General features: G+C 43.7%; 22 protein-coding genes. 8 read left to right on the top strand and 14 right to left on the bottom strand.

Going from position 1 to position 24,624, the window contains the following annotated elements; all coding sequences use genetic code 11:
* Positions 1-2 precede the first annotated feature (2 nt).
* The 5 genes from recG to OCV37_RS01065 all read left to right on the top strand — a co-directional run bounded on the left by recG (position 3) and on the right by OCV37_RS01065 (position 7,053).
* Positions 3-2,081 carry an ATP-dependent DNA helicase RecG gene (gene recG / locus OCV37_RS01085; RefSeq protein WP_038178775.1) on the top strand — a complete coding sequence of 693 codons (2,079 nt, stop codon included), beginning with the start codon at positions 3-5 and terminating at the stop codon, positions 2,079-2,081.
* Between the two features lie 321 nt (positions 2,082-2,402).
* Positions 2,403-2,879 carry a MarR family winged helix-turn-helix transcriptional regulator gene (locus tag OCV37_RS01080; RefSeq protein ID WP_169739347.1) on the top strand — a complete coding sequence of 159 codons (477 nt, stop codon included), beginning with the start codon at positions 2,403-2,405 and terminating at the stop codon, positions 2,877-2,879.
* Complete coding sequence (locus tag OCV37_RS01075; protein WP_038178776.1) at positions 2,876-4,324, top strand: efflux transporter outer membrane subunit; 1,449 nt, start codon at positions 2,876-2,878, stop codon at positions 4,322-4,324. The genes OCV37_RS01080 and OCV37_RS01075 overlap by 4 nt, the downstream gene beginning before the upstream one ends.
* A 21-nt stretch (positions 4,325-4,345) precedes the next feature.
* Positions 4,346-5,536 (top strand): HlyD family secretion protein, encoded by a 1,191-nt coding sequence (locus OCV37_RS01070; protein WP_038178937.1) that lies wholly within the window; start codon positions 4,346-4,348, stop codon positions 5,534-5,536.
* 17 nt (positions 5,537-5,553) lie between these two features.
* Positions 5,554-7,053 (top strand): DHA2 family efflux MFS transporter permease subunit, encoded by a 1,500-nt coding sequence (locus OCV37_RS01065; RefSeq protein ID WP_038178777.1) that lies wholly within the window; start codon positions 5,554-5,556, stop codon positions 7,051-7,053.
* A 15-nt stretch (positions 7,054-7,068) separates the two neighbouring features.
* Here OCV37_RS01065 and envZ read toward each other — a convergent pair whose 3' ends face one another.
* Both envZ and ompR read right to left on the bottom strand, forming a co-directional pair.
* Positions 7,069-8,388, bottom strand: coding sequence for a two-component system sensor histidine kinase EnvZ (gene envZ, locus OCV37_RS01060; RefSeq protein ID WP_038178779.1), 1,320 nt, complete (start codon positions 8,386-8,388; stop codon positions 7,069-7,071).
* Positions 8,389-8,488: 100 nt separating this feature from the next.
* On the bottom strand, positions 8,489-9,208 hold the full coding sequence (ompR, locus tag OCV37_RS01055) for an osmolarity response regulator transcription factor OmpR (RefSeq protein WP_038178781.1): 720 nt from the start codon (positions 9,206-9,208) through the stop codon (positions 8,489-8,491).
* Positions 9,209-9,383: 175 nt separating this feature from the next.
* Here ompR and OCV37_RS01050 point away from each other — a divergent pair, with 175 nt between their 5' ends.
* Both OCV37_RS01050 and OCV37_RS01045 read left to right on the top strand, forming a co-directional pair.
* Complete coding sequence (locus OCV37_RS01050; RefSeq protein WP_038178784.1) at positions 9,384-10,727, top strand: aminotransferase-like domain-containing protein; 1,344 nt, start codon at positions 9,384-9,386, stop codon at positions 10,725-10,727.
* A 411-nt stretch (positions 10,728-11,138) separates the two neighbouring features.
* Positions 11,139-12,785, top strand: coding sequence for an RICIN domain-containing protein (locus tag OCV37_RS01045; protein WP_051680348.1), 1,647 nt, complete (start codon positions 11,139-11,141; stop codon positions 12,783-12,785).
* Positions 12,786-12,899: 114 nt separating this feature from the next.
* Here the strand turns inward: OCV37_RS01045 and OCV37_RS01040 are convergent, their stop codons facing one another.
* The 4 genes from OCV37_RS01040 to OCV37_RS01025 form a co-directional block, all read right to left on the bottom strand.
* Complete coding sequence (locus OCV37_RS01040) at positions 12,900-13,604, bottom strand: DUF1481 domain-containing protein (protein ID WP_038178785.1); 705 nt, start codon at positions 13,602-13,604, stop codon at positions 12,900-12,902.
* A 48-nt stretch (positions 13,605-13,652) separates the two neighbouring features.
* Positions 13,653-13,925, bottom strand: coding sequence for a nucleoid-associated protein HU-alpha (gene hupA / locus OCV37_RS01035; RefSeq protein ID WP_038178786.1), 273 nt, complete (start codon positions 13,923-13,925; stop codon positions 13,653-13,655).
* 237 nt (positions 13,926-14,162) lie between these two features.
* Positions 14,163-14,738: a uracil-DNA glycosylase family protein gene (locus OCV37_RS01030; RefSeq protein ID WP_038178787.1), complete on the bottom strand. Its 576-nt coding sequence runs from the start codon at positions 14,736-14,738 to the stop codon at positions 14,163-14,165.
* A 14-nt stretch (positions 14,739-14,752) separates the two neighbouring features.
* Complete coding sequence (locus OCV37_RS01025) at positions 14,753-15,670, bottom strand: D-2-hydroxyacid dehydrogenase (protein WP_038178788.1); 918 nt, start codon at positions 15,668-15,670, stop codon at positions 14,753-14,755.
* Positions 15,671-15,899: 229 nt separating this feature from the next.
* Here OCV37_RS01025 and OCV37_RS01020 point away from each other — a divergent pair, with 229 nt between their 5' ends.
* Entirely contained in the window at positions 15,900-16,487 is a 588-nt protein-coding gene (locus OCV37_RS01020; RefSeq protein ID WP_038178789.1) for a YjaG family protein, read from the top strand.
* A 52-nt stretch (positions 16,488-16,539) separates the two neighbouring features.
* Here the strand turns inward: OCV37_RS01020 and wbaP are convergent, their stop codons facing one another.
* The 8 genes from wbaP to OCV37_RS00980 all read right to left on the bottom strand — a co-directional run bounded on the left by wbaP (position 16,540) and on the right by OCV37_RS00980 (position 24,599).
* Positions 16,540-17,913: an undecaprenyl-phosphate galactose phosphotransferase WbaP gene (gene wbaP / locus OCV37_RS01015; protein ID WP_245609103.1), complete on the bottom strand. Its 1,374-nt coding sequence runs from the start codon at positions 17,911-17,913 to the stop codon at positions 16,540-16,542.
* Positions 17,914-18,137: 224 nt separating this feature from the next.
* On the bottom strand, positions 18,138-18,962 hold the full coding sequence (locus tag OCV37_RS01010) for a glycosyltransferase (protein WP_038178791.1): 825 nt from the start codon (positions 18,960-18,962) through the stop codon (positions 18,138-18,140).
* Positions 18,943-20,118 carry an O-antigen ligase family protein gene (locus tag OCV37_RS01005; protein ID WP_038178793.1) on the bottom strand — a complete coding sequence of 392 codons (1,176 nt, stop codon included), beginning with the start codon at positions 20,116-20,118 and terminating at the stop codon, positions 18,943-18,945. Before OCV37_RS01005 ends, OCV37_RS01010 begins: the two co-directional genes overlap by 20 nt.
* The gene (locus OCV37_RS01000; protein WP_169739348.1) at positions 20,090-21,340 is read right to left on the bottom strand and encodes a lipopolysaccharide biosynthesis protein; all 1,251 of its coding nucleotides are present in this window, start codon (positions 21,338-21,340) and stop codon (positions 20,090-20,092) included. Before OCV37_RS01000 ends, OCV37_RS01005 begins: the two co-directional genes overlap by 29 nt.
* A 17-nt stretch (positions 21,341-21,357) precedes the next feature.
* Positions 21,358-22,200 (bottom strand): glycosyltransferase family 2 protein, encoded by an 843-nt coding sequence (locus OCV37_RS00995; RefSeq protein ID WP_084717421.1) that lies wholly within the window; start codon positions 22,198-22,200, stop codon positions 21,358-21,360.
* A gap of 129 nt (positions 22,201-22,329) precedes the next feature.
* A complete protein-coding gene (locus tag OCV37_RS00990; protein WP_038178797.1) occupies positions 22,330-23,268 on the bottom strand; it encodes an NAD-dependent epimerase/dehydratase family protein in 939 nt (312 codons plus the stop codon).
* A 23-nt stretch (positions 23,269-23,291) separates the two neighbouring features.
* Entirely contained in the window at positions 23,292-23,876 is a 585-nt protein-coding gene (locus OCV37_RS00985) for a D-sedoheptulose-7-phosphate isomerase (RefSeq protein ID WP_038178799.1), read from the bottom strand.
* Between the two features lie 3 nt (positions 23,877-23,879).
* A complete protein-coding gene (locus OCV37_RS00980; protein ID WP_038178801.1) occupies positions 23,880-24,599 on the bottom strand; it encodes a nucleotidyltransferase family protein in 720 nt (239 codons plus the stop codon).
* Positions 24,600-24,624 lie beyond the last annotated feature (25 nt).

Raw genomic sequence — 24,624 nt, 5'->3', positions numbered from 1 at the left:
TCATGTCGCAATTGCTTTCAGCTATTCCGTTAACATCACTGTCAGGCGTCGGAGCCAAAGTCGCTGAAAAACTCAGCCGGATCGGTTTGAACACCGTACAAGATCTGCTGTTTCACCTCCCCCTGCGCTATGAAGACAGAACCCGGGTTTACCCAATCGCTCAGCTTCATCCCGGATTGTGGTGTGCCACTCAGGGTGAAGTGATGCAAACGAGTACCGTTTTCGGCCGAAAGAAGATGCTGACAGTCAAAATTAGCGACGGACACGGTTCACTGACACTACGCTTTTTCAATTTCACCGCTGCTATGAAAAATAACTTCACTGAAGGTAAATTTGTTCATGCATACGGAGAAATTAAACGTGGCAGCGCCGGTCTTGAGATTATTCATCCGGAGTATAAGTTTTACACGCCACAACAACCGATCGATACAGAAGCCAGCCTGACACCGGTTTACCCAACAACGGATGGCCTCCGACAACTCACACTCCGTCAACTAACCGATCAAGCCCTTGCCCTCCTTGATAAAGCGGCCGTACAAGAACTGTTGCCCGAAGGGTTGTATCATCATCAAATCTCTCTGTCTCAGGCACTACACACGATTCATCGGCCTGCAGCAGATATCGAGCTTGAATTATTTGATCAGGGTCGTCACCCGGCACAGCTGCGTCTTATTATGGAAGAGTTGCTCGCACAAAATCTATCGATGCTGGCAGTTCGACACCGTGGTCAACAAGACTCGGCATTACCACTACCGCATACCGACCAATATAAGCAACAGTTTCTGTCACAACTGCCTTTCCAGCCAACCGGCGCACAAGCGCGGGTAGTTCAGGAAATCGAAACGGATCTGGCAAAGAACCACCCGATGATGCGTTTAGTACAGGGAGACGTCGGGTCAGGGAAAACACTGGTCGCGGCGATGGCAGCACTTCGGGCAATTGCACACGGCTACCAAGTTGCCCTGATGGCTCCTACAGAGCTGTTGGCGGAGCAACATACTCTCAATTTTAACAACTGGTTCGCCAGTATGGGATTACAGGTTGGCTGGCTGGCCGGAAAACTGAAAGGCAAGGCAAAAGAGCAAGCTTTGGCTGATATTGCATCCGGGGCCACTCACATGGTGATCGGGACTCATGCCTTGTTTCAGGAACAAGTCAAATTCCATCACCTCGCCCTGATTATCATTGACGAACAGCACCGATTTGGTGTGCATCAACGTCTGGAGCTGCGAGAAAAAGGGGCAAAACAAGGTTGTTTTCCACATCAGCTGATTATGACTGCCACGCCGATTCCGCGCACACTGGCGATGACCGCCTACGCCGATCTGGAAACATCCGTCATCGATGAGCTGCCACCGGGCCGTACGCCAATTCAAACGGTCGCTATCCCGGATACCAAACGAGATGATGTCGTTGAACGGGTTCGGCACGCTTGTCTGACCGAAGGCAAACAAGCTTACTGGGTCTGCACCCTCATTGATGAATCTGAAATTCTTGAAGCACAGGCAGCCGAGGAGGTCAGCCAGTTACTTCAACAACAATTACCAGGCGTTCGGATTGGTCTGGTACACGGGCGTATGAAATCGGCAGAAAAACAACAAGTGATGCAAGATTTCAAAGACAATCAGCTTCATCTGCTGGTAGCAACAACCGTGATTGAAGTGGGGGTTGATGTACCGAATGCGAGCCTGATGATCATCGAAAATCCGGAACGACTCGGTTTAGCCCAGCTCCACCAGCTGAGAGGCCGAGTCGGCCGTGGATCTGTCGCCAGTCACTGCGTCCTGCTCTATCGTCCTCCGCTTTCAAAGACCGCTCAGAAGCGCTTAGGCGTGATGCGCGAGAGTAACGACGGATTTATCATTGCTCAGCGCGATCTGGAAATCCGTGGTCCCGGAGAGCTTCTCGGCACCAAACAGACCGGACTTGCTGATTTTAAGATTGCAGATCTGGTACGGGACCAACAACTCATTCCTGAAGTACAACGCATCGCCCGACATATTCACGAACGTTACCCAGATCATGCGACCGCAATCATTGAGCGCTGGCTTGGTGAACGGGATGTTTATGCAAAGGCATAGTTCTCTTATGAAGGTATAGTTCTCTTATATCAGACGATTGACAACCCGATAAAATCGCCCGATATCAGCCGCTCATTCATGGGCGTCATGCCACCCTCTTCATTTTCATCAATGATTGCTTATCGAGATTGATGTGTTGCCGTTGATTCTCCGAGAACCATGATCTTTTCGGTTGACTTCGTTCAAAACGCATTCAATAATAATTGCATAGTCAATTAATGATATGACAATAAATGATAAGGCAAGTAAATAATATCTGTCATTGAAATGATCGTCACCCACATTGATTGACATCACATGAATACAGAGGGCATCAGCGTCATGACAGAGAAAACACCAGACTATATATTTGAAAACCTCGGTTTTCTGTTAACGAAAGCGGTGCAAATCAAAGACCGGATTCTTGATGCGCATTTAATGCCGGAAGACATCACATCAACCCAGTGTAAAGTACTGTTTAAAATCTACCACTTTGGCTGTGACCGCCCGTCACTCATCGGTAAATCTTTAAATGTGGATAACAGTGCGATTACCCGGACACTTGATCGGCTGGAGAAAAAAGAACTCACTCAACGTTTGCCCGATCCCAATGATCGCCGCTCAATACGTGTTGCCTTAACACCCAAAGGGGTCGAAGTCGTTCAACGTGCGACACCACTCGCCATGAATTCTCTGGATGAGCTGACCCAAGCTCTGAATAAAGAAGAACTGAATCAACTGCGTCAATGTCTGAAGAAAATTGTCCGGTCAGGCATGCCAGACCATTGTAAAGATGAGCTTATCGAAGGTGACGCATGAAAAATTTACTGCAATACTCGTCCATGACAATCGCCTTGTTCTTATGTGGCTGTGCTGCACCGAATCACATTCAGCCCCATAATCACCTCGCGAAACAATCGATTCTAGCCCACAGTCAACAATTGAATCATCCCCATCTGTCACCGGCCAATTGGCCTGCTCAAACCTGGTGGCAATCCTTGGGGGATGAGCAGTTGGATCATCTGATCCAGACGGCGCTTAACCATAGTCCGACGATGCAGTTGGCAGATGCGAATCTGGTCAATGCATCAGCAATGGTGATGGCTGCCAACGCACAGTTTGATCCGACCCTGTCTGCAACCGCCGGAGCCACCCGATCCAGACTTTCCCGCTCTGAAGACTCCACACTGCAAGGCAATCGTTACGGCACACTTTATACCCTTGGGCTGACCGGAAGCTATGCATTCGATCTATGGGGGGGCAACCGGGATCGCTGGGAAGCTTCAGTTAATCATCAGCTTGCTGCCGAAATTGATCATCAAGCCGCGAGAATCACACTCTCCAGTGCAATCGTGCAGACCTATATTCAGTTATCCAACGCTTACGCACTACAAGATTTGGCCCGGCAAGATCTGCAACGGACTCAACGTATTGTTGATATTACTCAGCGTCTGCTGAAGAATGGCTTAACCTCAGAAGATCGCTTATACACGGCTCAAAGCAGCACGGCAGCAGCCAGACAAATTGTGAAAAAGCGTTCTCTGGCAATCAGCCAGTTAAAAAATGCTCTGGCAACCTTGATCGGACAAGGGCCGGATATTGCGACCACGATTCAACGCCCTTCCATACAAATGGAGACCGCACTGTCACTCCCGCAAAATCTTCCGGCGAGCCTGCTCTCTCATCGTCCTGATATTGTCGCGGCCAAATGGCGAATAGAAGCCATGAGCAAAGAAATCGATGCTGCAAAAACACGTTTTTATCCGAATGTAAATTTAAGCTTCTGGGCTGGCTTTAAAGCCATGCTCGGCGATGCGGTATTTGAGGATGTCAGTCGTTCATGGCGAGTCGGGCCGGCAATTTCCTTGCCTTTATTTACCCAAGATTTAAAAGCCAATCTGATTGAGAAAACCGCTGGCTATGATCGGGCCGTCGCACATTACAATGACACATTAGTCAAGGCGCTGGGCGAAGTGAGTGATAACATTCTGATTATCAACTCGATCGCATTACAGCTCGAAGATGCCCGACAAAGTATGCGTCTGGCCGACAAAAGCTATCATATTACAGAAAAACGCTATGAAGCAGGCATGGGCAGTCATCTTGAAGTCCTGATGGCTGAACAGCAACTGATTCAGGCAGAATCATCATTCACACAGTTGAAAAACCAGCAACAAGAACAACAAGTCCACTTAATTCGTTCATTGGGAGGCGGTTTCCACGATGCACCGCCAAGCGCTCCTCTCTCAACCACAGCAAACTAATCATGATGAAGGTTTATGAATATGCAAGATCATACAAATGAAACGGTTGATTCACCTCGCAAAGGGCAACGCAAAAAAAGCTTAGCGATTTTGCTGATCGTCATTCTGATTGCGGCCGCTGGAGCGGGATTTTATTACATGCACTATGTGATTGGTCATCAAGAGACCGAAGACGCTTATGTCAAAGGTAACTTGGTCCAGATCACCCCAGAAATCAGCGGCACGGTCACTCAGATCGCCGCCGAAGATGGCGACTATGTCAAACAAGGTCAGGTGTTAGTTCGTCTTGATGATGCCGATGCCAAACTAGCGTTCGAGAATGCAACCGCTAATCTTGCTCAGACAGTGCGCAAGGTCCGGGGCTTATTTAACAATGTTCAACAAGCCAAAGCCGTTGTAGAAGAAAGAAAAATCGCTTTGAATAAGGCCAAAACAGACTTTGAGCGACGTAAAAATATGGTGGCAGTCGGCGGGTTGTCTCAAGAAGAACTCAGCCACGCGCAAGATATGATGAACTCTGCGGAGAAAGCACTGGCCGTTGCTGAGCAACAACTCAAATCTCAGCAGGCGATGATCCACAATACCACGGTAGAAACTCATCCTTTAGTCAAGACTGCCATTGCAAAAGTGAAACAAACCTATCTGGAAGAGCAGCGGACTCAGCTGGTTGCTCCGGTTTCAGGTTATATTGCACGACGTAATGTACAAGTCGGACAACGGATCAATCAAAGCTCCATTTTGATGGCTGTCGTTCCTTTAGAGAGCGTCTGGGTTGATGCCAATTTCAAAGAAACGCAGTTGACGGATATGCGTATCGGACAACCGGTTGTTCTGACATCTGATCTGTACGGTGATGATGTGGTATTTCATGGTACTGTCGAAAGTCTGGGGATTGGAACAGGCAGCGCTTTTTCGATTCTGCCCGCACAGAATGCCACTGGTAACTGGATCAAAGTTGTCCAGCGTCTGCCTGTTCGTATCCAGTTGGATGAACAAGATGTACAGAAACACCCACTCAGAATTGGTTTATCGATGAAGGTTAATGTGGATATCTCGGATACCAACGGACAGTTACTCTCACAAAGCACCCCGGAAAAACCGCGTTATCAGACCAACGTCTATAACCAGTCCCTAAAGGGTGTTGATCAGCTGATCGACCAGATCATTACCGAAAATGATATTGCGACCAAACCATTCATCGCGAATCAGTAAGCAGGTGAGGTGACGAAATGAGTCAATCTCAGGAATTTCAGCCCGCCAATATGGCACTGTGTGTGTTCGCAATCGCGCTGGGTGTATTCATGCAAGTGCTGGATACCACAATTGCGAACGTATCATTGCCGACAATCGCGGGAAATATGGGCGTCAGCCTCAATCAGGGCACATGGGTCATTACGTCATTTACCGTCAGTAATGCTATCGGCTTGCCGATTACAGCTTGGTTAAGCCGCCGTATCGGTGAAGTGCATCTTTATGTCGGTGCACTCATTGCTTTCAGTGTGACATCATTTCTTTGTGGCATCTCCCAGACCATGGGCGAACTGGTTATCTTCCGGACCCTGCAGGGGCTTGCGGCTGCGCCGCTGTTCCCGATGAGTCAGGTACTGCTGATGTCAGTATTCCCGAAAGAAAAACGCAGTATGGCACTGGCGCTGATCGGGATGGTTGCCGTGGTTGGTCCGATAGTCGGGCCGATTCTCGGAGGCTGGTTAACCTATGACTATAGCTGGCCCTGGATTTTCTTCATTAATATTCCGATTGGTATATTTTCGGTCACAGTCATTCTCAGTCAATTGAAAGATCGCCCGCATCAACCCATGAAAACCAAACTGGACATCGTTGGTTTAGCGACCATGGCTTTAGGAGTTGGCGCGCTGCAAATTGTGCTCGATAAAGGGAATGAGCTGGACTGGTTCGCCAATAACTGGATTGTCGGCGGCGCTGTTTTCTCAGTGATCATGCTGATTTTTATGGTGATTTGGGAATTGACCGATGAAAATCCAATCATTAATTTGCGTCTGTTTGCCAATCGCAATTTCTGTATCGGAACAATCATCCTGACCTTAGGGTTTGCCGGCTTTTTCAGTATCAATCTGATCTTGCCACAGTGGTTACAAAGCCAGATGGACTACACCGCACTCTGGGCCGGGCTGGCAGCTGCACCCATGGGTATCATTCCACTCTTCATGACACCGATTCTGGGGCGCTTCGGCAGCCACCTCGACATGCGTAAACTGGCTTCATTATCCTTTGTAGTCATCGGTCTGAGTTGCTATGCCCGGGCTCGGTTTAACAGTGATGTGGACTTTGCCACCATTGCATTAGTCCAGTTATTCATGGGGATCGGTATTTCGCTGTTCTTTATGCCGATGACGACGATTTTGCTCTCCGACCTGCATGGACCGGAAATTGCGGATGCAACTTCCCTGTCCACATTTATCCGCACGATCGGTGCGAGCTTCGCATCATCACTCACCAGTTGGATTTGGTCGAGAAATGCCGGTGTACACCATTCCATCATGGCCGAGCAAATCTCACCTTATAACCCACAAATTGCGCCATCGTTACAGCACGGCGACCCGGTGAGCTTTCTGGCACAGTGGAATGGCATCATCACCTCTCAGTCGTTTATGATGTCAACCATCGATCTGTTTTCGATTCTGACCCTGCTGTTTGCGGCTTTAGTGCCACTGATCTTCTTGACCCGCAAAGCGGTGAAAGAAGCCTAAGCGTCACAGAGCCTATCAGGTATGTTTCAGCTTCCCGCTTACCGGGAAGCTGATCTGCACCTTCAGCCCGCCATCCGAACGATTATTCATCGATACTCGTCCTTGATGCTGACTAACAATCCGTTTCACAATGGCCAAACCAAGCCCGGAGCCTTCACTGCCCCGCGCGGCATCTCCCCGGGTAAACGGTTCAAATACTTTTTCCATTTGCGCCTCTATAATACCGGGACCATTATCTTCCACGCAGATCCACACTAATCGGTTATCAGCCGTCATGCCGGAGCTCACTTTGATCCAACCGTGCCCATAACGGCTGGCATTGACAATCAAGTTCGTCAGGGCACGCTTGATTGCAATCGCATGCCCAAACGCAGGTTTCAATCCCGTCGCAAGTTCTGTTTCTACCGCCACCGTTCGCTCTCCGGAACGGGCCACTTCGAGTATCAAGTCATTTATTTCGACAGGCCGGAATGTCTGTGCATTGACCGGTTTCAGATAGTCCATAAACTGACTGATAATTTCATTACACTCTTCAGTATCGCTGATAATGCCTTCGGCCAGATAGCGATCATCGGCAGACATCATCTCGGTTGCCAAACGAATACGCGTCAATGGCGTGCGTAAATCATGGCTAATCCCAGCCATCAACAGCGCCCGGTCTTCTTCCAGCGCCTGAATACCTTTCGACATCTGATTGAAAGCATAAGTCACTGAACGGATTTCAGAGGAACCTTTCGCTTCGAGCGGGGGCGGAATCTCTCCTTTTCCGACGGCTTTCGCCGCTTTTTCTAAGCGAATCAACGGGCGATTTTGCCAGCGGATGAACAGCCAGCCGCCAAACAGAATAAAGCAAGCCATCATCAAACTATTCCAAAACAACGGTAAGAAATCGTCTTCTTGTAATTCTGAGAGTGGGATCCGCAGCAGAACGTCCGGTAATGCATCGATTCTCATCCACAGCACATAACTTTTTTCCTCAAGAGACATTCGGACATCAGTCGGAGAGCCAAGCTCCTTGCTCATTTGTTCACTCATCAGATCAATCGACGTTGCTTGCTGATAAGTCGTGCCTGCCTGACTGTGCAACGGATGAATGGTTACCCCCAACTTCTCCAACACCTGACGGCGCATCGGGGCATTCAACGGGATACCATGATGCTCATCCATCGTATCATCTAACATCAAGTGGATTTCATGACTTAAAATCTTATTAAACTGCTGCAAGCTAGGCAGCAACGCATAATGGAAAACGGCGTAGTAAGAGTAAAGCTGGTTGGCAACCAATAAGACGAGAAAGAGTAAAATGGTTTGGCTAAAAGCGCTGCGGGCACGCATTATGGGACTCCTGCATCATCGGCTCGCCAAAATCAATGACGAACCGATGTAAAAAATCGCGTTGAGAGGGTTAACGCTGAGAGGGTTAACGCTGAGAGGGTTAATTGAGCCGGCCATCGGGAACAAAAACATATCCTAATCCCCAGACGGTCTGAATATAACGGGGTTTTGCCGGATCAATTTCAAGCATTCGACGCAAACGGGAAATTTGCACATCGATAGAACGCTCCATTGCGGAATATTCTCGCCCTCTTGCCATATTCATCAGTTTGTCGCGCGACATGGGCTCACGCGGGTTGGATACCAAGACTTTCAGAACTGCAAATTCACCGGAAGTCAGTGGCATCACCTCATCCCCGCGGAACATCTCCCGTGTCCCAAGATTGAGCCGGAACTCACCGAATTCAATGAGGGTTTCTTCAGCACTCGGTGCACCGGGCAGTTCATTGACCTGACGGCGTAAAACCGCTTTGATCCGTGCCAGTAACTCACGGGGATTGAATGGCTTGGGCAGATAATCATCGGCACCTTGTTCCAGACCGGTGATCCGATCTTCTTCATCCCCTTTTGCCGTCAGCATCAATATAGGTAACTGATTATTCGATTCACGCAGACGACGACATATCGATAATCCATCTTCCCCGGGCAACATCAGATCCAACACCATGAGATGAAAATTCTCACGGGCCAACAAGCGATCCATTTGCTCACTATTGGCAACACTCCGGACATGATAACCCTGATCTGAAAGATAACGCTCCAGCAACGAACGAAGCCGGGCATCATCATCGACGACTAAAATCTTTTCACTTTCCTGCACGCATCACCTCGGTTCATCTGATACGATTCCTCTGATTTTAATGTATCACCATTTCTCGACGAAGGCCGAAAAGAATTGTTAACGTTTATGTCTTATCAACACGCATCATATTTTCATCCCCCGAAGAGTCCAGTACACTAAGCCACAGAAACTAAGCATAGAAAATAGGTACGTTGTGAGTGAGGCCAAGTTTAAACAGATAGCCCAGACGATTATCTCAAGAATCACCGAGGGCTATTATCCACCCAATTCGCAACTTCCCCCTCACAGGGTACTGGCCGATGAGCTGAATACCACACCAGTGACCGTTGCAAAGGCTTATAAGTTATTGGCCGAGCAAAATCGTGTCGAGTCTTTTGTTGGCCGCGGCACTTTTGTCTGCGGTGAATCTCATTTATCTCGGGTGATTCATGCCTCGGAAGATGAAACTGAATTCAATTTTTCGATTCTTCAGCCCTGCCTGAGCCATAACATCGTTGCCCTGCAAAATGCATTTCAAAAAGCGGCAACCCAAATCACCCCGCAACTGATTGGCTATGCCGAGTATTCGGGCCACCAGCAGCACCGGCAAGTCGGTGTGGAATGGGCTGCCCGCTACGGGCTCGCCGGAGGAACGCTGGAGAATACACTCTTAACCGATGGCGCCCAAAATGCGCTGGCCTTGCTGATCGAAGCTCTGACCAAACCGGGAGATACCATTGCAGTTGAGTCACTGACGTATCCGGGAATTCTTGCCATCGCCAGTCTGATGCGACGGGAAGTGGTCGGGATCGAGATGGATGCACATGGCATCACACCCGATAGTTTGCAGCAAGTGCTGCAAACCGCAAAGCCCAAACTCGTGGTTGTCGTACCGTCACACCAAAACCCTACCGGCGTCAGTATGCCTGCGGCACGACGAGAGATCATTGCCCAACTGATCCGCGATTCGCAGACTTGGCTCATTGAAGATGACATTTATGGCTTTCTCAATGCCGAGCCCATTCCAGCCATTTGTAACTGGCTTCCTGAACAGGGATTCCACGTCACCAGTTTATCCAAAGCCATCAGTCCGGCCTTACGGTGCGGGTTTATCAAGGCACCGGATGGGCAGGTCAGCACCATCAATGCCCATATCCGCGCAAATATCTGGCTTTCTTCGCCCTTTAACTATGAGGTGGCATCTGAGTTAGTCTCATCCGGTATGGCTTTTGAATTGGCTCAGCGCCAACAACAACTTGCCCAACAGCGCCAACAGATCGTTCAGGAAATTATCGGTCCGGAAACACCACACTTGTCTGGTTACCATATCTGGTTGAAACTGCCACCGCACTGGCAACCAGAACGCTTTACCCTGGAAGCAGCCAAGCGGCATCTCTTAGTCAGTAGCGGTAGTTATTTTGCTGTCCGTCAGCCCACCAATCATATCCGTCTGTCGCTGATGTCAATTCACTCAGAAGCGCGTTTCCGGGAAGGACTACATCAGTTAAAAGCCTTAATCGATACCTGTACAACAAGCACGCTGCCCTTTCAGGTTTGACTCCGAGAGCGCCGTCAGTGTACCGGCCAGAACACAGCGACTGAAAAAACCTTTAAAGCCATGCGCCGCATCACCAGTGACGCATACCACGCTCATCGCCAACTTCGTTCGGCACACATTATTGTTTTAAAAAAAATAAAACATCATATTATAAAAATAATTCTATCAAGCATAATGTCACTATTTACTATGTGAATTCACACCTTGAATCATTCGATGGCTTTCTCGGCAGTTATGACTACTTTTCAACCACAATGTCGATTATTTTCTAGACACAACAATTTATAGCCCACTCGCTGATCACATCCCCCATGGTGAGCGTCCTGTGGGCTCTCAACCAGCTGTATTCATCTCAATTCGTGGTTTGATGGAATGGTTCAATCGATATCAACAGAGAAGGATTTCAGAACGATGCAACAGATTAAAACTCTAAGTTCTCCCCTTGCTGGACTACTTTTTGTCACCTTACTGCCTCTCGGGTTCCCTCTATCCGCAACTGCGGCGACGGTTCCTAATGGCACGATATCTCCGATCATGGATGTCAACTCCGGTTTATGTTTGGGAGTGAGTGGTTTCTCGAACAGCGCCGGAGCTCAATTGCAGATTCAGAACTGTAACGGGTCCGACTACCAAAAATGGCAAGTCAGTCTCGACGCGGGTAACTGGGCCACCATCAAGAACAGAGGCAGCGGTCAGTGTATTGATGTCACCAATAAGTCTGCCGAACCCAGCACGAATTTACAGCAATGGCAATGTAACGGTGACGAGAATCAAGCTTGGAATATCAGTGATCAGGGCAATGGTCAATATGCCATTATTTCTAAATACAACGGTCTCGCCATTGATGTGTATGGTGCCAGAAAAGCCAATGGTTCACCGGTTGTCCAGTACACTTGGACCGGTGCCGATAATCAGCGCTGGAAATTCCCATCATCCTCATCCTCTTCCGGCTCAACCAATACCACCAACACACCATTTGGTTTTGCGACTGGCACAACCGGAGGTGCGGGAGGTCAGGTTGTGACGGTTTCAACACCCAGCCAGCTTGAAAACGCGATTCGCGGTAATCAAGCCAGAATTATCCGGGTCAATGGCATCATCGATTTCCGCGGCAACAGAACAACAACAGCCGCCTGTACCTATTCTGAAAACAACTGTCGCTATAATGGCAAACAAGAAAAGATTCTTGATCGCTTGGGCTACTGTGATGGCCGCAGTACTTATAACATTACCTATGACACCGCCGGAACTGAACCTATGCGCGTCGGTTCGAACAAAACCATTATTGGAATTGGCGCTCGTTCGGGTATTAAGGGCAAAGGCTTTTACATCCGAGACGGGGTTTCGAATATCATCATTCGTAATCTCTCAATTACCGACATCAATGACGGGATCGTATGGGGCGGAGATGCTATCTCAATCGATAATGCCAGCCGTATCTGGATCGACCATAACTATATTGCCCGTATCGGACGCCAGATGCTGGTGACCGGATGGGGAACGGCCAAGCAAGTGACGATTTCAAATAATTATCTTGATGGGACCACTGATTACGGGCACTACTGTAATGCCAAACATTACTGGACCATGCTGTTCCTTGGCGAAAATCAGACGATTACCGTGGCAAACAACCGTATTAAGAATACCTCAGGACGCTCGCCTAAAGTTGACGGGGGAATGATGCATATGGTGAACAATTACTTCGATGGTAACTATGGCGGCGGATTACAAGGCGATGCGACTTATATCATTATGGAAGGCAACTATTATACGCGTGGTAATAATTTCTCTCCCATTAGTTCTGTCAAATCCGGGACTTTATTTGCACCACTCAGTTCAACTCTGGGACAGTCCAATTCAAGTTGTTTGAATGTATTGGGTCGAGCCTGCATAGAAAACTACGATGAGAACGGACAACGTAATTTTGCTCTCAGCGGAAATGTCATGAATGCCGTCAACGCGAATAGCAGCTGGCGAGCGGGTGTTCGGGCAACTCAACCGGTCAGCACTGCAACGCTACGTAGTTTCAACTTTGGCCCGCAAGGTAACATTAATTAGGTAACAATTAATGAATGTGGCATTCCATTCAGCTAAAACAGGCGGGATCCTCCGCCTGTTTTTCAATATCAGCGACGCAGACAGAACTCACACGCAAATTAATCAACCGGAATACTAGTCTTTTTCAATCAGATTGGGGCGAGAAATACACTCATGTCCATCATCAGCAAGCACGAGTAACTCTTGAATATAGACCCGGCCATTTCTGATATTCCCCAGAAATGCCATATAGTTATCCAGACTGGACAGCCGTTGAATCACAAAGCTAGGCAGCGTCTTATTAAACTCCACTTTCTCATATTCTTGCCCGCTACAAGTCTCAAACGTTTCGCCATCCCAAACGCCCTGAATGAGCCGCTGATCTTGTTTGTCCTGTTTTTTGACCGTATCAACAATCGCTCCGGCCTGAGATTTATAATGTTCCAGCGTTTCTGAAGTTAACGGAAAGACTTTATGATTGACCCGGTACTGCTGATAAACGGCATCACCATTTTTATCAAAACGGACATGTACCTGAAAAGGGACCATAATTTGTTTCCCTGCCGACCCGGAAAGTTGTTCACCTTCACGGACAAGCTCTTTTAACACACTATTCTCCCAACGGTAGCTGGTTCGATACCAACCATCATGGCGGGATTGAATATAGTCATCGGCAGCATAGGGGTGATTAGATTCTTCGGTATACCAATACAGACTCGTGGCATCGCCCATTCGTTCACCACCGGAATAATTTTCTAATGGCAAAGATGTCGATTGCTGAGAGGAGGAACAGCCGAGCATGAGCCCGGAAAGGAGACAGGAAATAAAAATCTTTTTCATAAAAAAACTACGCCAAGAACACAAAACTGCCTTGGCGTAGAGTATAAATTAATTTACTGATTCTTTCAGTGCTTTTCCGGCAACGAATGCAGGAACGTTTGCTGCAGCGATTTGGATTTCAGCACCAGTTTTTGGATTACGTCCAGTACGTGCCGCACGATGATTGACTTTAAATGTACCAAAACCAATTAGTTGAACTTGGTCACCTGATTTGAGTGCCTCTTCAACTGCACCTAGAGTCGCTTCTAGAGCAGACTTTGCTTGCGCTTTCGAGAGATCTGCTTTTTCTGCAATAAAGTCGATTAATTGGGTCTTGTTCATTCGGTTTCCCTTCTAATATGTTATCAAACCTAATCAACTCTAAAGCATAAAGCCCCCGTCTGGCAAAGGTTTGTCGATGTTCTTTTGCTTATTTGGTGAAAATTTAACTACAAACTGAGCAACAACTCACAATTTTCATGGTTTCGTGATGACATTTTACTGCTGAAATCTGTATTGCAAGCCCGAAAAATCAGGTCTGACAAGTGTTTGTTCCGCTATATCAGCCGAAAATAACGTTCATTTTTTCAGCAAAGTATGAACTTGCTCTCTTATGAAAGGAACGACGTCATTTTCAAACCATGGATGCTTTTTTAACCATAAGGTATTTCTTGGCGAAGGATGGGGTAACGGGACCATATCAGGAAGCCAGTGAGACCAGTTTCGTACCGTCTCAGTCAATGTTTTAGGTTTATTCGATAGATAGTAATTCTGGGCATACTGACCGATTAATAACGTCAGCGCGATATTGGGTAACTCATCCAAAACATGTTGATGCCACTGTGGTGCACATTCCTTTCGTGGCGGTAAATCACCGGAACGCCCCTTGCCCGGATAACACAGTCCCATCGGCATAATAGCGATTTTCTGCGCATCGTAAAAAGTATCCCGATCAATGTCCAGCCAAGTTCTGAGCCGGTCACCGCTGGGATCATTCCACGGAATAGATGTCTGATGCACCCGAACACCGGGGGCTTGTCCGATAATAAGAATCCGGGCATCACGATGGGCACGAATGACCGGATTCGCGCCCAATGGTAACTCAGGCTCACAAAGTCGGCACTGACTGATTTGCTGTAACAGGGTCTCTAGCATCCGTCACCTTCTCTTCAGTAACCTTGATTAAAATCGATGACATATTTTAAAGTTTTTCCTTGCTGCCATAACACTAAGTTTTCCATAAAAATATCGACAATCTGTTCAGGAAAACTGATGGCTGCAATATGGGGGGTTAACGTGATTTGTGGATGTGACCAGAACGGATGAGACGAAGGCAGCGGCTCTGTGACAAAAACATCCAGAAACGCATGCTGTATCGCTCCGGCCTCGATTGCGGTAATCAAATCATCCTCTTTCAGCGTATTGCCACGCCCGACATTGAATAATAATGCCTGATGACAGTTGTTCAGTATATTCAGGTCGAGCAAAGATTCAGTCGACGGCGTATTCGGTAAAGTACTGACGACCACATCGGCCACCGCCAATGCTTTCTCGATATCATCAATTGCATAGACATCATGAAACAGACGCTGTTTCGGGTACTTGCCGGTTCGGTTGACGCCAATAACGATAAGTCCCATATGTCGGGCTGCCTGCGCAAGAAAGGAAGCAATATTACCGGTACCGAGAATCACCATCGTCTTTCCGGTCAACGATTGATACAGATGTGGCTGCCAAGATTGCTGCTGTTGCTGCTGCCGATAGCCGTTAAAATGTCGATAGTGTGCAATCATATAACCGAGCACATACTCGGTAATTGACTGACCAAAAATCCCTTTGACATTCGTCAGGAGGTAATCCTGTCGTCTGCCAGCTTGAACAAGCGAGTCAACCCCTGCAAATGTCGACTGTAACCAGCGCAGCGCGGGAAAATCATCGATTACCGGGGCAACCAGCGGCGGAGCGGCCAGTACAATGGTTGCATCTTGTTTGTGTTGCGTGAACCGTAATTCAGGTATCTGTTTTTCTTCAATCAGAGTTCGGTAGGTCTCATCCTGTCCGGTATGCAGATAAAGATGATGTGTCATGTGCGCTTCCACTGCCTGGTGATGATTTCAGAGAGATTCATCATACATGATCGAACCAGCCGACTCTCACAAAAATCTTGATTCCGGAAACCAGACTCAAACGAGTCGCCACAGCCAAATATCATGTATGTCCATGAAAGGAGAGTTGTAAAGTATGTCAGGCTCAGGCTAGCCTGCACATGCATTATCAAGTACACTGCCGGAGTCTTATTTCGGAGCACCCGTCAACATGCTACAAAACCCTGTTCAGTTACGTCTTCAGAAGCTTCACCCTTGGCAACAAATCACGTTTACGGCTTGCCTGTGTGAACGGATGTACCCTAACTATGCGATGTTCTGCAAGCATACTGAATTTGCACCTCATACCACTTACCGGCAGATTTTGGATACCGTGTGGGAGTCTCTCACCGTCAAAAGCGCCAAGATAGACTTCGAGCGTCAACTCGAAAAACTGGAAGCATTGATACCATCTCAGGATGCATTCGATATCTATGCGATTTATCCGGCAATTGATGCCTGCGAAGCACTGGCAACGCTCCTGCATAGTCTGTTAGACAAAGACCAACTCGCTGAAGCACTCCAGCAAGTCAGTACCATTTCTGTGAATACGGTCGTCCAGCTGGAAGAAGCGCAAACGGATTTATCAATCACCAACGAAAATCAAAAGCAAAACGAAGCGGTTTGTGCGGAATGGGATGTGCAATGGGCGATCTTCAGAGCATTGAAAGAAGCCGAAGAGCGGGATATTGAATTGATAAAATCCCTCAGAGATGAACTGAGAGAAGAGCGGGTCTCAAACATTGGGGTGAGTCTTTAGCACCTCATCCCAACCTCTGAGTCTGGAGAGAATGATTTGCGGCCTGAAGTCGTTAATAGGCCCCGGTACGTCGAACGACAACATTCACGGTCTTAAATAAAATCACGATGTCATTCCAAAGTGACCAGTTTTTGACATACCAAGAATCCAGATAAACACGGGTGTTATAATCGATGTCGCTACGGCCGCTGACTTGCCAAAGCCCTGAAATCCCGGGCTTCGCACACAGGTAATAGTCGACATCATCCCCATAACGTTCCAATTCTTCGTCGACAATCGGTCTTGGACCGACCAGACTCATTTCACCTTTCAGCACATTCCACAGCTGTGGTAATTCATCCAGACTTGTTTCACGCAAGAAGCGGCCAATCGAAGTAATCCGCGGATCGTTTTTCAATTTAAACCATTGCTCCCATTCAGCTTTAGCCTCCGGATCCGTTGCCAGAAGCTCATCCAACAACTCTTGAGAATTCATCACCATCGAGCGGAACTTCAGGCAGTTGAATTTTTTACCGTTGAGGCCGATACGTTCATGTCCATAAGTCGCGGAACCACCGTCACGCGAGACTCGCCAAGCGATAAATAAGAAAAATGGTGCAAGTAATACCAGTAATGTTGCAGAACCAACAATATCGAATAAGCGTTTAATCAAGCGTGAGGATTTACGGGGCAGATTATTTTTCAATCGCAACATCATCACTTCATGACTAAAAAAATGAGATATATCCGTGCCATAAAGCGGAATACCACGTAGGGCTGGTACAATCGAGATATCTAAAAGTTGCCTTTTCATTGACTCTCTGATCCAAAACTCCCGTAATTCAGCTTCTTCTCGCTGCAGAGCAATAAACACTTTGTGAAACTCATCAACCCGGTTAAAGAATTCTGTGCGGCTGAGACAAGGAATACCAAAACGAGAACTTGTATGTCCTTCAGTCGGGACAACAATCGCAAGCACATCAAAACCAGTTGAAGGCTCACTTTGGAGAGCACAATAGACACTCTCTGCATCTTCAACTTCACCGATGATCACACAGGGAACTTTCCAAAAGTCTAATTTATTCAATAACGCTTTTGCGAAGCTACGGAGTAACGGAAGCAGGACCATAACAGCAGCCCATGTTAACCACCACATATCGGTAGAATAATTATATTCAAATGCGGCATGAACAGAAATCGACACTAGTGCCATAAATAATAAGATGAACAATATATCTCTCAACTCATCCCAAAAAGGCTTGCGATAACTATAATGACGCTTACTTCCCCATAACCATACGATAGAAGCGATCCCGGAAACGATGAGTGTCAATATTTGGCCTTTTATATCCTCATGTAAAGAAAAAGACTCATATCCTTTTACATAGACCAATGAAATGAGAATAGAAAGCATAAAAGACAGACAATCAAAAAAAACAAGAGCCATCTTATTTATCATCGGTGAATAATGGACTACTCTATCTACCCTATCACTATTTCCGTATGTTAATTGGGTCATGATTGCACCTAACTATATGTGATTCACATTAATTTATATAGAAACAAAACATAATAAGATCAAATATCATGTTGGATTTTTTTATCTTCATTCTCACTTTGAAGACAAATAATTCAAATATTGAAACAACTTATTTAAAGACAATATTGTCACTAACTTTCTCTCACTAACTTGTACATAGATTTTCTTAATACGACAGGAGACAAACGCAGAAAGGAATATATAAAACATGACATCATGAGTTGATAGAAACTAATATATTTCTTTCTATAACAAAAAAGTCTAAACTTATACTCATTAATAAGATATTTTAAGCCACCACGTCGATCGTATTGCTCATGAGATGTTCTAACTTGAATAAGCGGTTTTTGTATAGCATAATATTTAACTCCCGATGCAATTAACCTTAAGTGAAGTTCATAATCCTCTAACAGTCCAACAGCTTGGTTATATCCACCATGGACATCAACAACCTTCTTATAAAACATAATACTAGGGTGGACTATAACGTTTCTATAAGGTATAGCTTTTTTAATCTGACTGTGGCCTTCAGGAGTTTTTTTAATGCTACCTAAATCAGAACACTCATCCGAAAAATCTGATGCCCAAGAACAAATAACATAATTTTCATCTTCTAATGAAATTATTTTTTTATATTGACTTTCAAGACGCTCACTATTGGATAAATCATCCGCATCCATTCTAGCCAGTATATCATTAGAACTATATTGGATTGCTAAATTCATACAGTAAGCCAAACCGTGATTTTCTTTTAAATAATAGACTTTAAAGTTACCTTTATAATTAAATCTCGATATAACCAACTGTTGTTCCGCATCAATCTCACCATCTACAATAAGAATAATCTCATCTGCAATATAGGATTGTTCAGCCAGGCTTTTTAAAGACTCATCAAGATATTTAGCCTTGTTCCCTTTATATGTTGACATTAATACACTAACAGGTATTACAGCCATATTTTTCTTCTCCTAAAACTGTCTCAATATATTGAAATCTTTTTTGATAATAAAGTCCGTCACCAATACCCAAGAAAAACCAAAATATAATGTCATATCCTGTAAACTGAAATAAAGAAACAATAAAGAAAATAATTAAAAACCCTCTAAACTCAACAATATAGTCTCTAAAAAATCTATTCAATAAAATATATAAATATAGAAGTAAAGGAACTAACCCCATGTCCAAAAAATATTGTAAATATATATTATGAAAATTATTTTCAATAAAATTAATCCCAATTAATTCTCTTGCAAAAATAACTGCATTACCGATACCATATCCAGTCAAGTTTGTCTTTAATAGTTCAAATGCAGCAAGCCAAAGCATACCTCTGCCATTGGTCGTCACTTCTAATTCATCAAATGCATGTAACATCCGATGAATAATAGTAACATTATTAAAAATTGAAATAATCAAAATCACAAAGCACATCATTAAAAATGATATTAGAATATTTTTCTTTCTACTGAAGAACAATGAAATTCTCGTATAGATAAGAAAGGCGACTTCAATAATCCCAATACGAGAAAGATAGATCAGAGATAAAATAAATATAATCCCTACAGAAAAATAAAAAACTCTACGTTCATAAATGAAAAATATCGTAAGCAATGATAAATAGGTGACTTCTATATTATGTCCACCACCAATAAAAAAGTAAACATCAATCAGTGATTGCTGATTCGTCGCATACACCCGAGAAAGCTCATCAATAAAGATAAGATCTTTTATTAATATTGCTAATATAAAAATAAATAATATTCTCTTTAACAATACATAAAGTTTTTTTGCATCAATTCTAATCCCGACATCCGATGCTATATAATAAATGAGCAAGCAATATAATGCTTGGAATATTATAAAACCACCACCCCAGACATAAATTTTATATATATTAACCAGAACAGCCACTAGTATAAAAAGAGCAACATCATTTCTTAGTATAAAAAAACGACTCCTGATAAAAATCAATATGGAAATAATAGGAATAAGAATATGATAAAATTTTACAGTGGAACCATTCGGTAATTCATAGAAATTAAATTGAAAAAATATAGAAAACAGAAGTAACGAGACAAATAAACTACTTTCCTTTATTGGCGAAATTGACATAGCAAACCTGCAATGGATTAAAATCAAGATACCATAAGAAATATAACAAAGCTAATAGCTCAACAAATACATAAGATAAGATCAAACCAGATAAATTAAACAATGAAGCACATATAACAATAAAAGGAAGCCCTAAAATTAATAATGCAATAGAGTATCTGTAGATAATCAAGTCATTCTTCATATTTAGATAATATTGCATTGCACATAAAGAGCTCAAAGATATAGATGGTATAATCATTAGCATTAACAAAAATAATGGTATTATTTCCTCAAAGGACAGATATTGTTCATCGATCAAGAATGGTAAGATAATTTTACTTGAAACAGCTAAGAACACACAGACAGATAATGACAATATTAATATTCTAAAAAACACTTTTGAAAAAACACCTTGTAACATGAACTTATTATTTTGAGATATAACCTGAACAATTTTTGGCGTGTAGAGAGTACTTAGTCGATTAATAAATATTAGTGGTGCTCTACATATTTGATCTAATACAGAGTATATTGCAACTTCTCTGACACCTAACGCACTCCCGATAAATAAGTAAATACCTTTTGTTACCAAAGCACTGGTTATATTAGTAAACATTAATCTGTAATTATTTTTAACTTTTTGAACAAAAGATCCCATATTAATATTGATGCGAAAATTCAATACATAGAGGTTATACAGTAAAAGAATAAAGTTCAAACAGATAAACGGCAGAGTCACAACAAAAGAAACATAGTATATATCTTTGTCACCATGAATAAAATAAAATAACGATAAGATACTTATTGAGAAAGAAGATATCATAACAAATACATAATGAATCATCTTATTAATAATTTGGTAAAAAATAAAAAAATCCAGGCAGAAATAAACAAGATAAATGAATAAACAATAGAATAAAGGCTCATGAAATACATCAAAGAAAGAAAGAAGAAAACATAGTAAAAATGAGAGAGTCAAGTAGAACAATTTAATGCCTATATATTCACTCATTTTTTTATTGAATTCTTCACTTTCAAACTTATCTATATATCGATTAAATGCACTGGATAAATCCCTAAGAGAATCATTCGCCACCCCAGAGTTGGTGAGAATAGAGAGAAAATTAAACAATGAAAGGAAGAATATAAACTTACCGTATAATTCAAAAGAAACCGTTTTAAGCAAGTATACATTCACTGACATTGGAAGCAGTATCAGAAAAAATTGTACTGCTGACATTGATATTACTTTTGAATTCATATGAGAACATATCTCTTAATCATTCTTTTAATAGACCGGACTATAAAATAAAAATTAGTCATAAATATTGAACCAGCATATCGAAGTGAAGACTCCCTGACTTCAGATAAACCTTTGTAGTAATACTTATCAGAATTACCATCTAAGGCAAAGTAAGTCACAAGTTTATCTGTATACTTACCGGTAATATTTTTTACATATCCTCTTACAAGCCAATCATAATCTGGTGCAACTTTTTTAGCTGTATCATAAAGGCCAACGGTATCTAAACACTGCTTCTTAAATACAATTGTCGGCTGGTTTATTCTGGGCATAGTATACGCAATTTTTTTGATATAGTTTTTATCACCTTGTAATCGCCTGCTATAATCACCACCAAAATTACCAATCAGACAGTCACCGAAAACAAAGTCACAATCCTCATCGAAACTTTCAACAGCATTCGATATAAAGTCAGATGTAATATAGTCATCTGCGTTCAGTAAGAATATGAATTCTCCGCTGCAAATTGTAAAACCTTTGTTGATTGCATCAGTCGCACCATCATCAGGTTCAGATATCCACAAATCAATACAATCTTCATGATGTTTGATAATGTCTAAAGTTCCGTCTGTAGAGTCTCCGTCTATAATAAGATATTCGATATTCGGATAGGTTTGTTCGATGACGGACTCGATTGTTTTCTCGAGTGTTAAACTTGCATTTCGACAAATTGTGATAATTGAAACTAATGGCATATCTTTATTTTTATGCTTACCATTTAAATACTGACCGCCTTTTTTGATACCGTTCATATTTAAATAATCATCATATGTTTTATAAGTCTTATTTTCGTTCATATATCACCAAATTAAAATAATAATAAAATAGGCATAATTGTGATAAACCAAGCATGTTACAAAAAGCATTAGCCATGTATCTTTATGTGCTAATGCTTTTCATAGAAATTAAAAATTACGACTATATGATTAAATATTTCCGTATTTACTATTTTTAAGCATGGTATACCCTTTGATCAACTCTTGAATTCCATAATCAAGAGAAAATTGAGGTTTGTACCCTGTGGCCTCAATTTTTTCATTCGATACAATATAATTTCGTTGATCCGGATCTTTACCTAGTTCAGCTTCAATAAAATTAAATCCATCGACATGTCGCTGGATAATCTGACACAACTCTTTTTTGGAAACATTGGCTTCACTCAGTCCGACATTAAAGATCTCACCACGCATTTCTTCAAAGTTATTGATACCGTGCTGGAAGACACGTGAAATATCCCGAACATGAATATAATTTCGTTTGAAATGGCTCTCAAACAGCACAACAGCTTTATCATTCACCGCCCGATAAGTGAAATCATTCACCAGTAAGTCAATACGCATTCTCGGCGACATACCAAAAACAGTCGCCAGACGGAAGCTAATGGCGTTCTCATGTTCCATGAGTTCCTTTTCAACAGCGACTTTGTCAATCGCATATTTTGAAATCGGACGAAGTTCTGATTCCTCAGTACAATAGTTGTCCTTATCTCCTGAACCATACGCACTATTGGTCGTCGGCATCAAAATACGCTGATCTTTAGAAACAAGATCCAACATCAGTGAAATCGCATCATGATTTGTGGTTTCTGCGCCAATCGGATCTCTGGCACATAAAGGTGCACCAACATATGCAGCAAGCGGGATAATGATATCCGCTTTACGTATTAATGGTGCAATTGTATCTTTTACACGCACATCACCCCGTACGATGTCAAAATTTTCATGGTAACAAACGTGATTTAAGCTCGATTGATGAAACATAAAGTTATCAACCACGGTGACTTTATGCCCCAAGTTCAGCAAGTCAGGCACCAGAGTTGATCCAAGATATCCGGCACCACCGGTCACTAAAATATTAAAAGACATGAATTACTCCTAATTATTGAAGATTATTCTTTGAAGAGTGCGATTTCTACACACTCACATAAAGTGTGAGCCAAAACGATATGAAGCTCCTGAATCGCTGCGGTCGTAATGCCCGGCGCAATAATGCAATAGTCAGCGAGCTCTTTAGCCTTTCCGCCATCATGGCCAGTAAATACGAGGGATGGAATATGGCGTGATTGACATGCGCTCAGCGCATTGAGGATATTTTCAGAGTTACCGGACGTTGTAATACCAAGAAAGATATCGTTCTCCGTCACTTTACCCAACAACTGGCGAGAAAATGTGTGTTCATAGCCGTAATCATTACCGATAGCCGTCAAGATTGAACTATCAACGGTCAAAGCTTCAGCCGGAAGCGGAGCACGATCACAGGCGAGTTTACTCACAAATTCTGCTGCCAAGTGTTGTGCATCAGCAGCAGAGCCGCCATTTCCGGCAATGTACAACCGCCCCCCTTGCTTATAGCACTCGATCACCTTATTGACTGCGATTGAAAAAATCTCATTTTGAGCATGATCCTTGAGCATTTCCTGCTTTGCAGCGATCGATCTTTCTAAATTTCGAGTTAATATACTGGTGACTTGCATTCTCTAAACCTTTTCTAAGCCGATAATTGTTGGTGCTCTGGCATAGTCATAAGGCAAACCGATATCAATGAAACAAGAATCAAATTCAAGGCCATAGATATCCTCACCATGTGCCAGGAGCTGATAGAAAATATCAGATTCAAGCGATAACACTTGCCCGGAACTATCTGAATAGTATCGATGCATAATGGATGGGTTGATTAAATAAACACCACCATTCGCCAGCTCTCCGGCTTTCCCTTTCTCAGCATTCAATGCTTTTATTTTTCCGGATGGATTGATATCTATTCCCATATACCGTTGTGCTTCATCGGCCCGGAAAAGCGAAAAGGAACAGTCAGATTGCATTTGTTTATGGAAGTGAACGAGTTTATCAAGCTCAATCGCAAAAAATGTATCACCATTGAGTAACAAAAATGGCTCATCCATATTTTGTAATTTTGAAATCGCCAGCAGAACCCCACCACCGGTCCCCAGAGGAGAGGGCTCGACAGCATATGAGATTTCACTGCCTCGATAGCGGGTACCAAAATATTCTTGGATCATCGAAGATTTATAACCGACAGATAGAATGAATCGGCTCACACCTTGATTCATCCAATAATCTAATAAATATTCTAAAAATGGTTTTCCAGAAATTAACGCCATTGGCTTGGGGCGGTCAGACACAACTTCACGAAGACGTGTACCGAGCCCGCCAGCCAAAATGATCGCCGTTATCATCAGATGAACTCCCTGTCATACATGT

This window comes from Vibrio rhizosphaerae (assembly GCF_024347095.1).
Classification (GTDB): Bacteria; Pseudomonadota; Gammaproteobacteria; order Enterobacterales; family Vibrionaceae; genus Vibrio; species Vibrio rhizosphaerae.
Note: the sequence above shows the minus strand (reverse complement) of the source record. Positions and strands in the feature narration are given on the sequence as shown.

Coding starts and splice junctions, on each gene's coding strand:
- recG (WP_038178775.1), top strand. CDS start 3: ATGTCGCAATTGCTTTCAGCTATTCCGTTAACATCACTGTCAGGCGTC.
- OCV37_RS01080 (WP_169739347.1), top strand. CDS start 2,403: ATGACAGAGAAAACACCAGACTATATATTTGAAAACCTCGGTTTTCTG.
- OCV37_RS01075 (WP_038178776.1), top strand. CDS start 2,876: ATGAAAAATTTACTGCAATACTCGTCCATGACAATCGCCTTGTTCTTA.
- OCV37_RS01070 (WP_038178937.1), top strand. CDS start 4,346: ATGCAAGATCATACAAATGAAACGGTTGATTCACCTCGCAAAGGGCAA.
- OCV37_RS01065 (WP_038178777.1), top strand. CDS start 5,554: ATGAGTCAATCTCAGGAATTTCAGCCCGCCAATATGGCACTGTGTGTG.
- envZ (WP_038178779.1), bottom strand. CDS start 8,388: ATGCGTGCCCGCAGCGCTTTTAGCCAAACCATTTTACTCTTTCTCGTC.
- OCV37_RS01045 (WP_051680348.1), top strand. CDS start 11,139: ATGCAACAGATTAAAACTCTAAGTTCTCCCCTTGCTGGACTACTTTTT.
- OCV37_RS01040 (WP_038178785.1), bottom strand. CDS start 13,604: ATGAAAAAGATTTTTATTTCCTGTCTCCTTTCCGGGCTCATGCTCGGC.
- hupA (WP_038178786.1), bottom strand. CDS start 13,925: ATGAACAAGACCCAATTAATCGACTTTATTGCAGAAAAAGCAGATCTC.
- OCV37_RS01030 (WP_038178787.1), bottom strand. CDS start 14,738: ATGCTAGAGACCCTGTTACAGCAAATCAGTCAGTGCCGACTTTGTGAG.
- OCV37_RS01025 (WP_038178788.1), bottom strand. CDS start 15,670: ATGACACATCATCTTTATCTGCATACCGGACAGGATGAGACCTACCGA.
- OCV37_RS01020 (WP_038178789.1), top strand. CDS start 15,900: ATGCTACAAAACCCTGTTCAGTTACGTCTTCAGAAGCTTCACCCTTGG.
- wbaP (WP_245609103.1), bottom strand. CDS start 17,913: ATGGCTCTTGTTTTTTTTGATTGTCTGTCTTTTATGCTTTCTATTCTC.
- OCV37_RS01010 (WP_038178791.1), bottom strand. CDS start 18,962: ATGGCTGTAATACCTGTTAGTGTATTAATGTCAACATATAAAGGGAAC.
- OCV37_RS01005 (WP_038178793.1), bottom strand. CDS start 20,118: ATGTCAATTTCGCCAATAAAGGAAAGTAGTTTATTTGTCTCGTTACTT.
- OCV37_RS01000 (WP_169739348.1), bottom strand. CDS start 21,340: ATGTCAGCAGTACAATTTTTTCTGATACTGCTTCCAATGTCAGTGAAT.
- OCV37_RS00995 (WP_084717421.1), bottom strand. CDS start 22,200: ATGAACGAAAATAAGACTTATAAAACATATGATGATTATTTAAATATG.
- OCV37_RS00990 (WP_038178797.1), bottom strand. CDS start 23,268: ATGTCTTTTAATATTTTAGTGACCGGTGGTGCCGGATATCTTGGATCA.
- OCV37_RS00985 (WP_038178799.1), bottom strand. CDS start 23,876: ATGCAAGTCACCAGTATATTAACTCGAAATTTAGAAAGATCGATCGCT.
- OCV37_RS00980 (WP_038178801.1), bottom strand. CDS start 24,599: ATGATAACGGCGATCATTTTGGCTGGCGGGCTCGGTACACGTCTTCGT.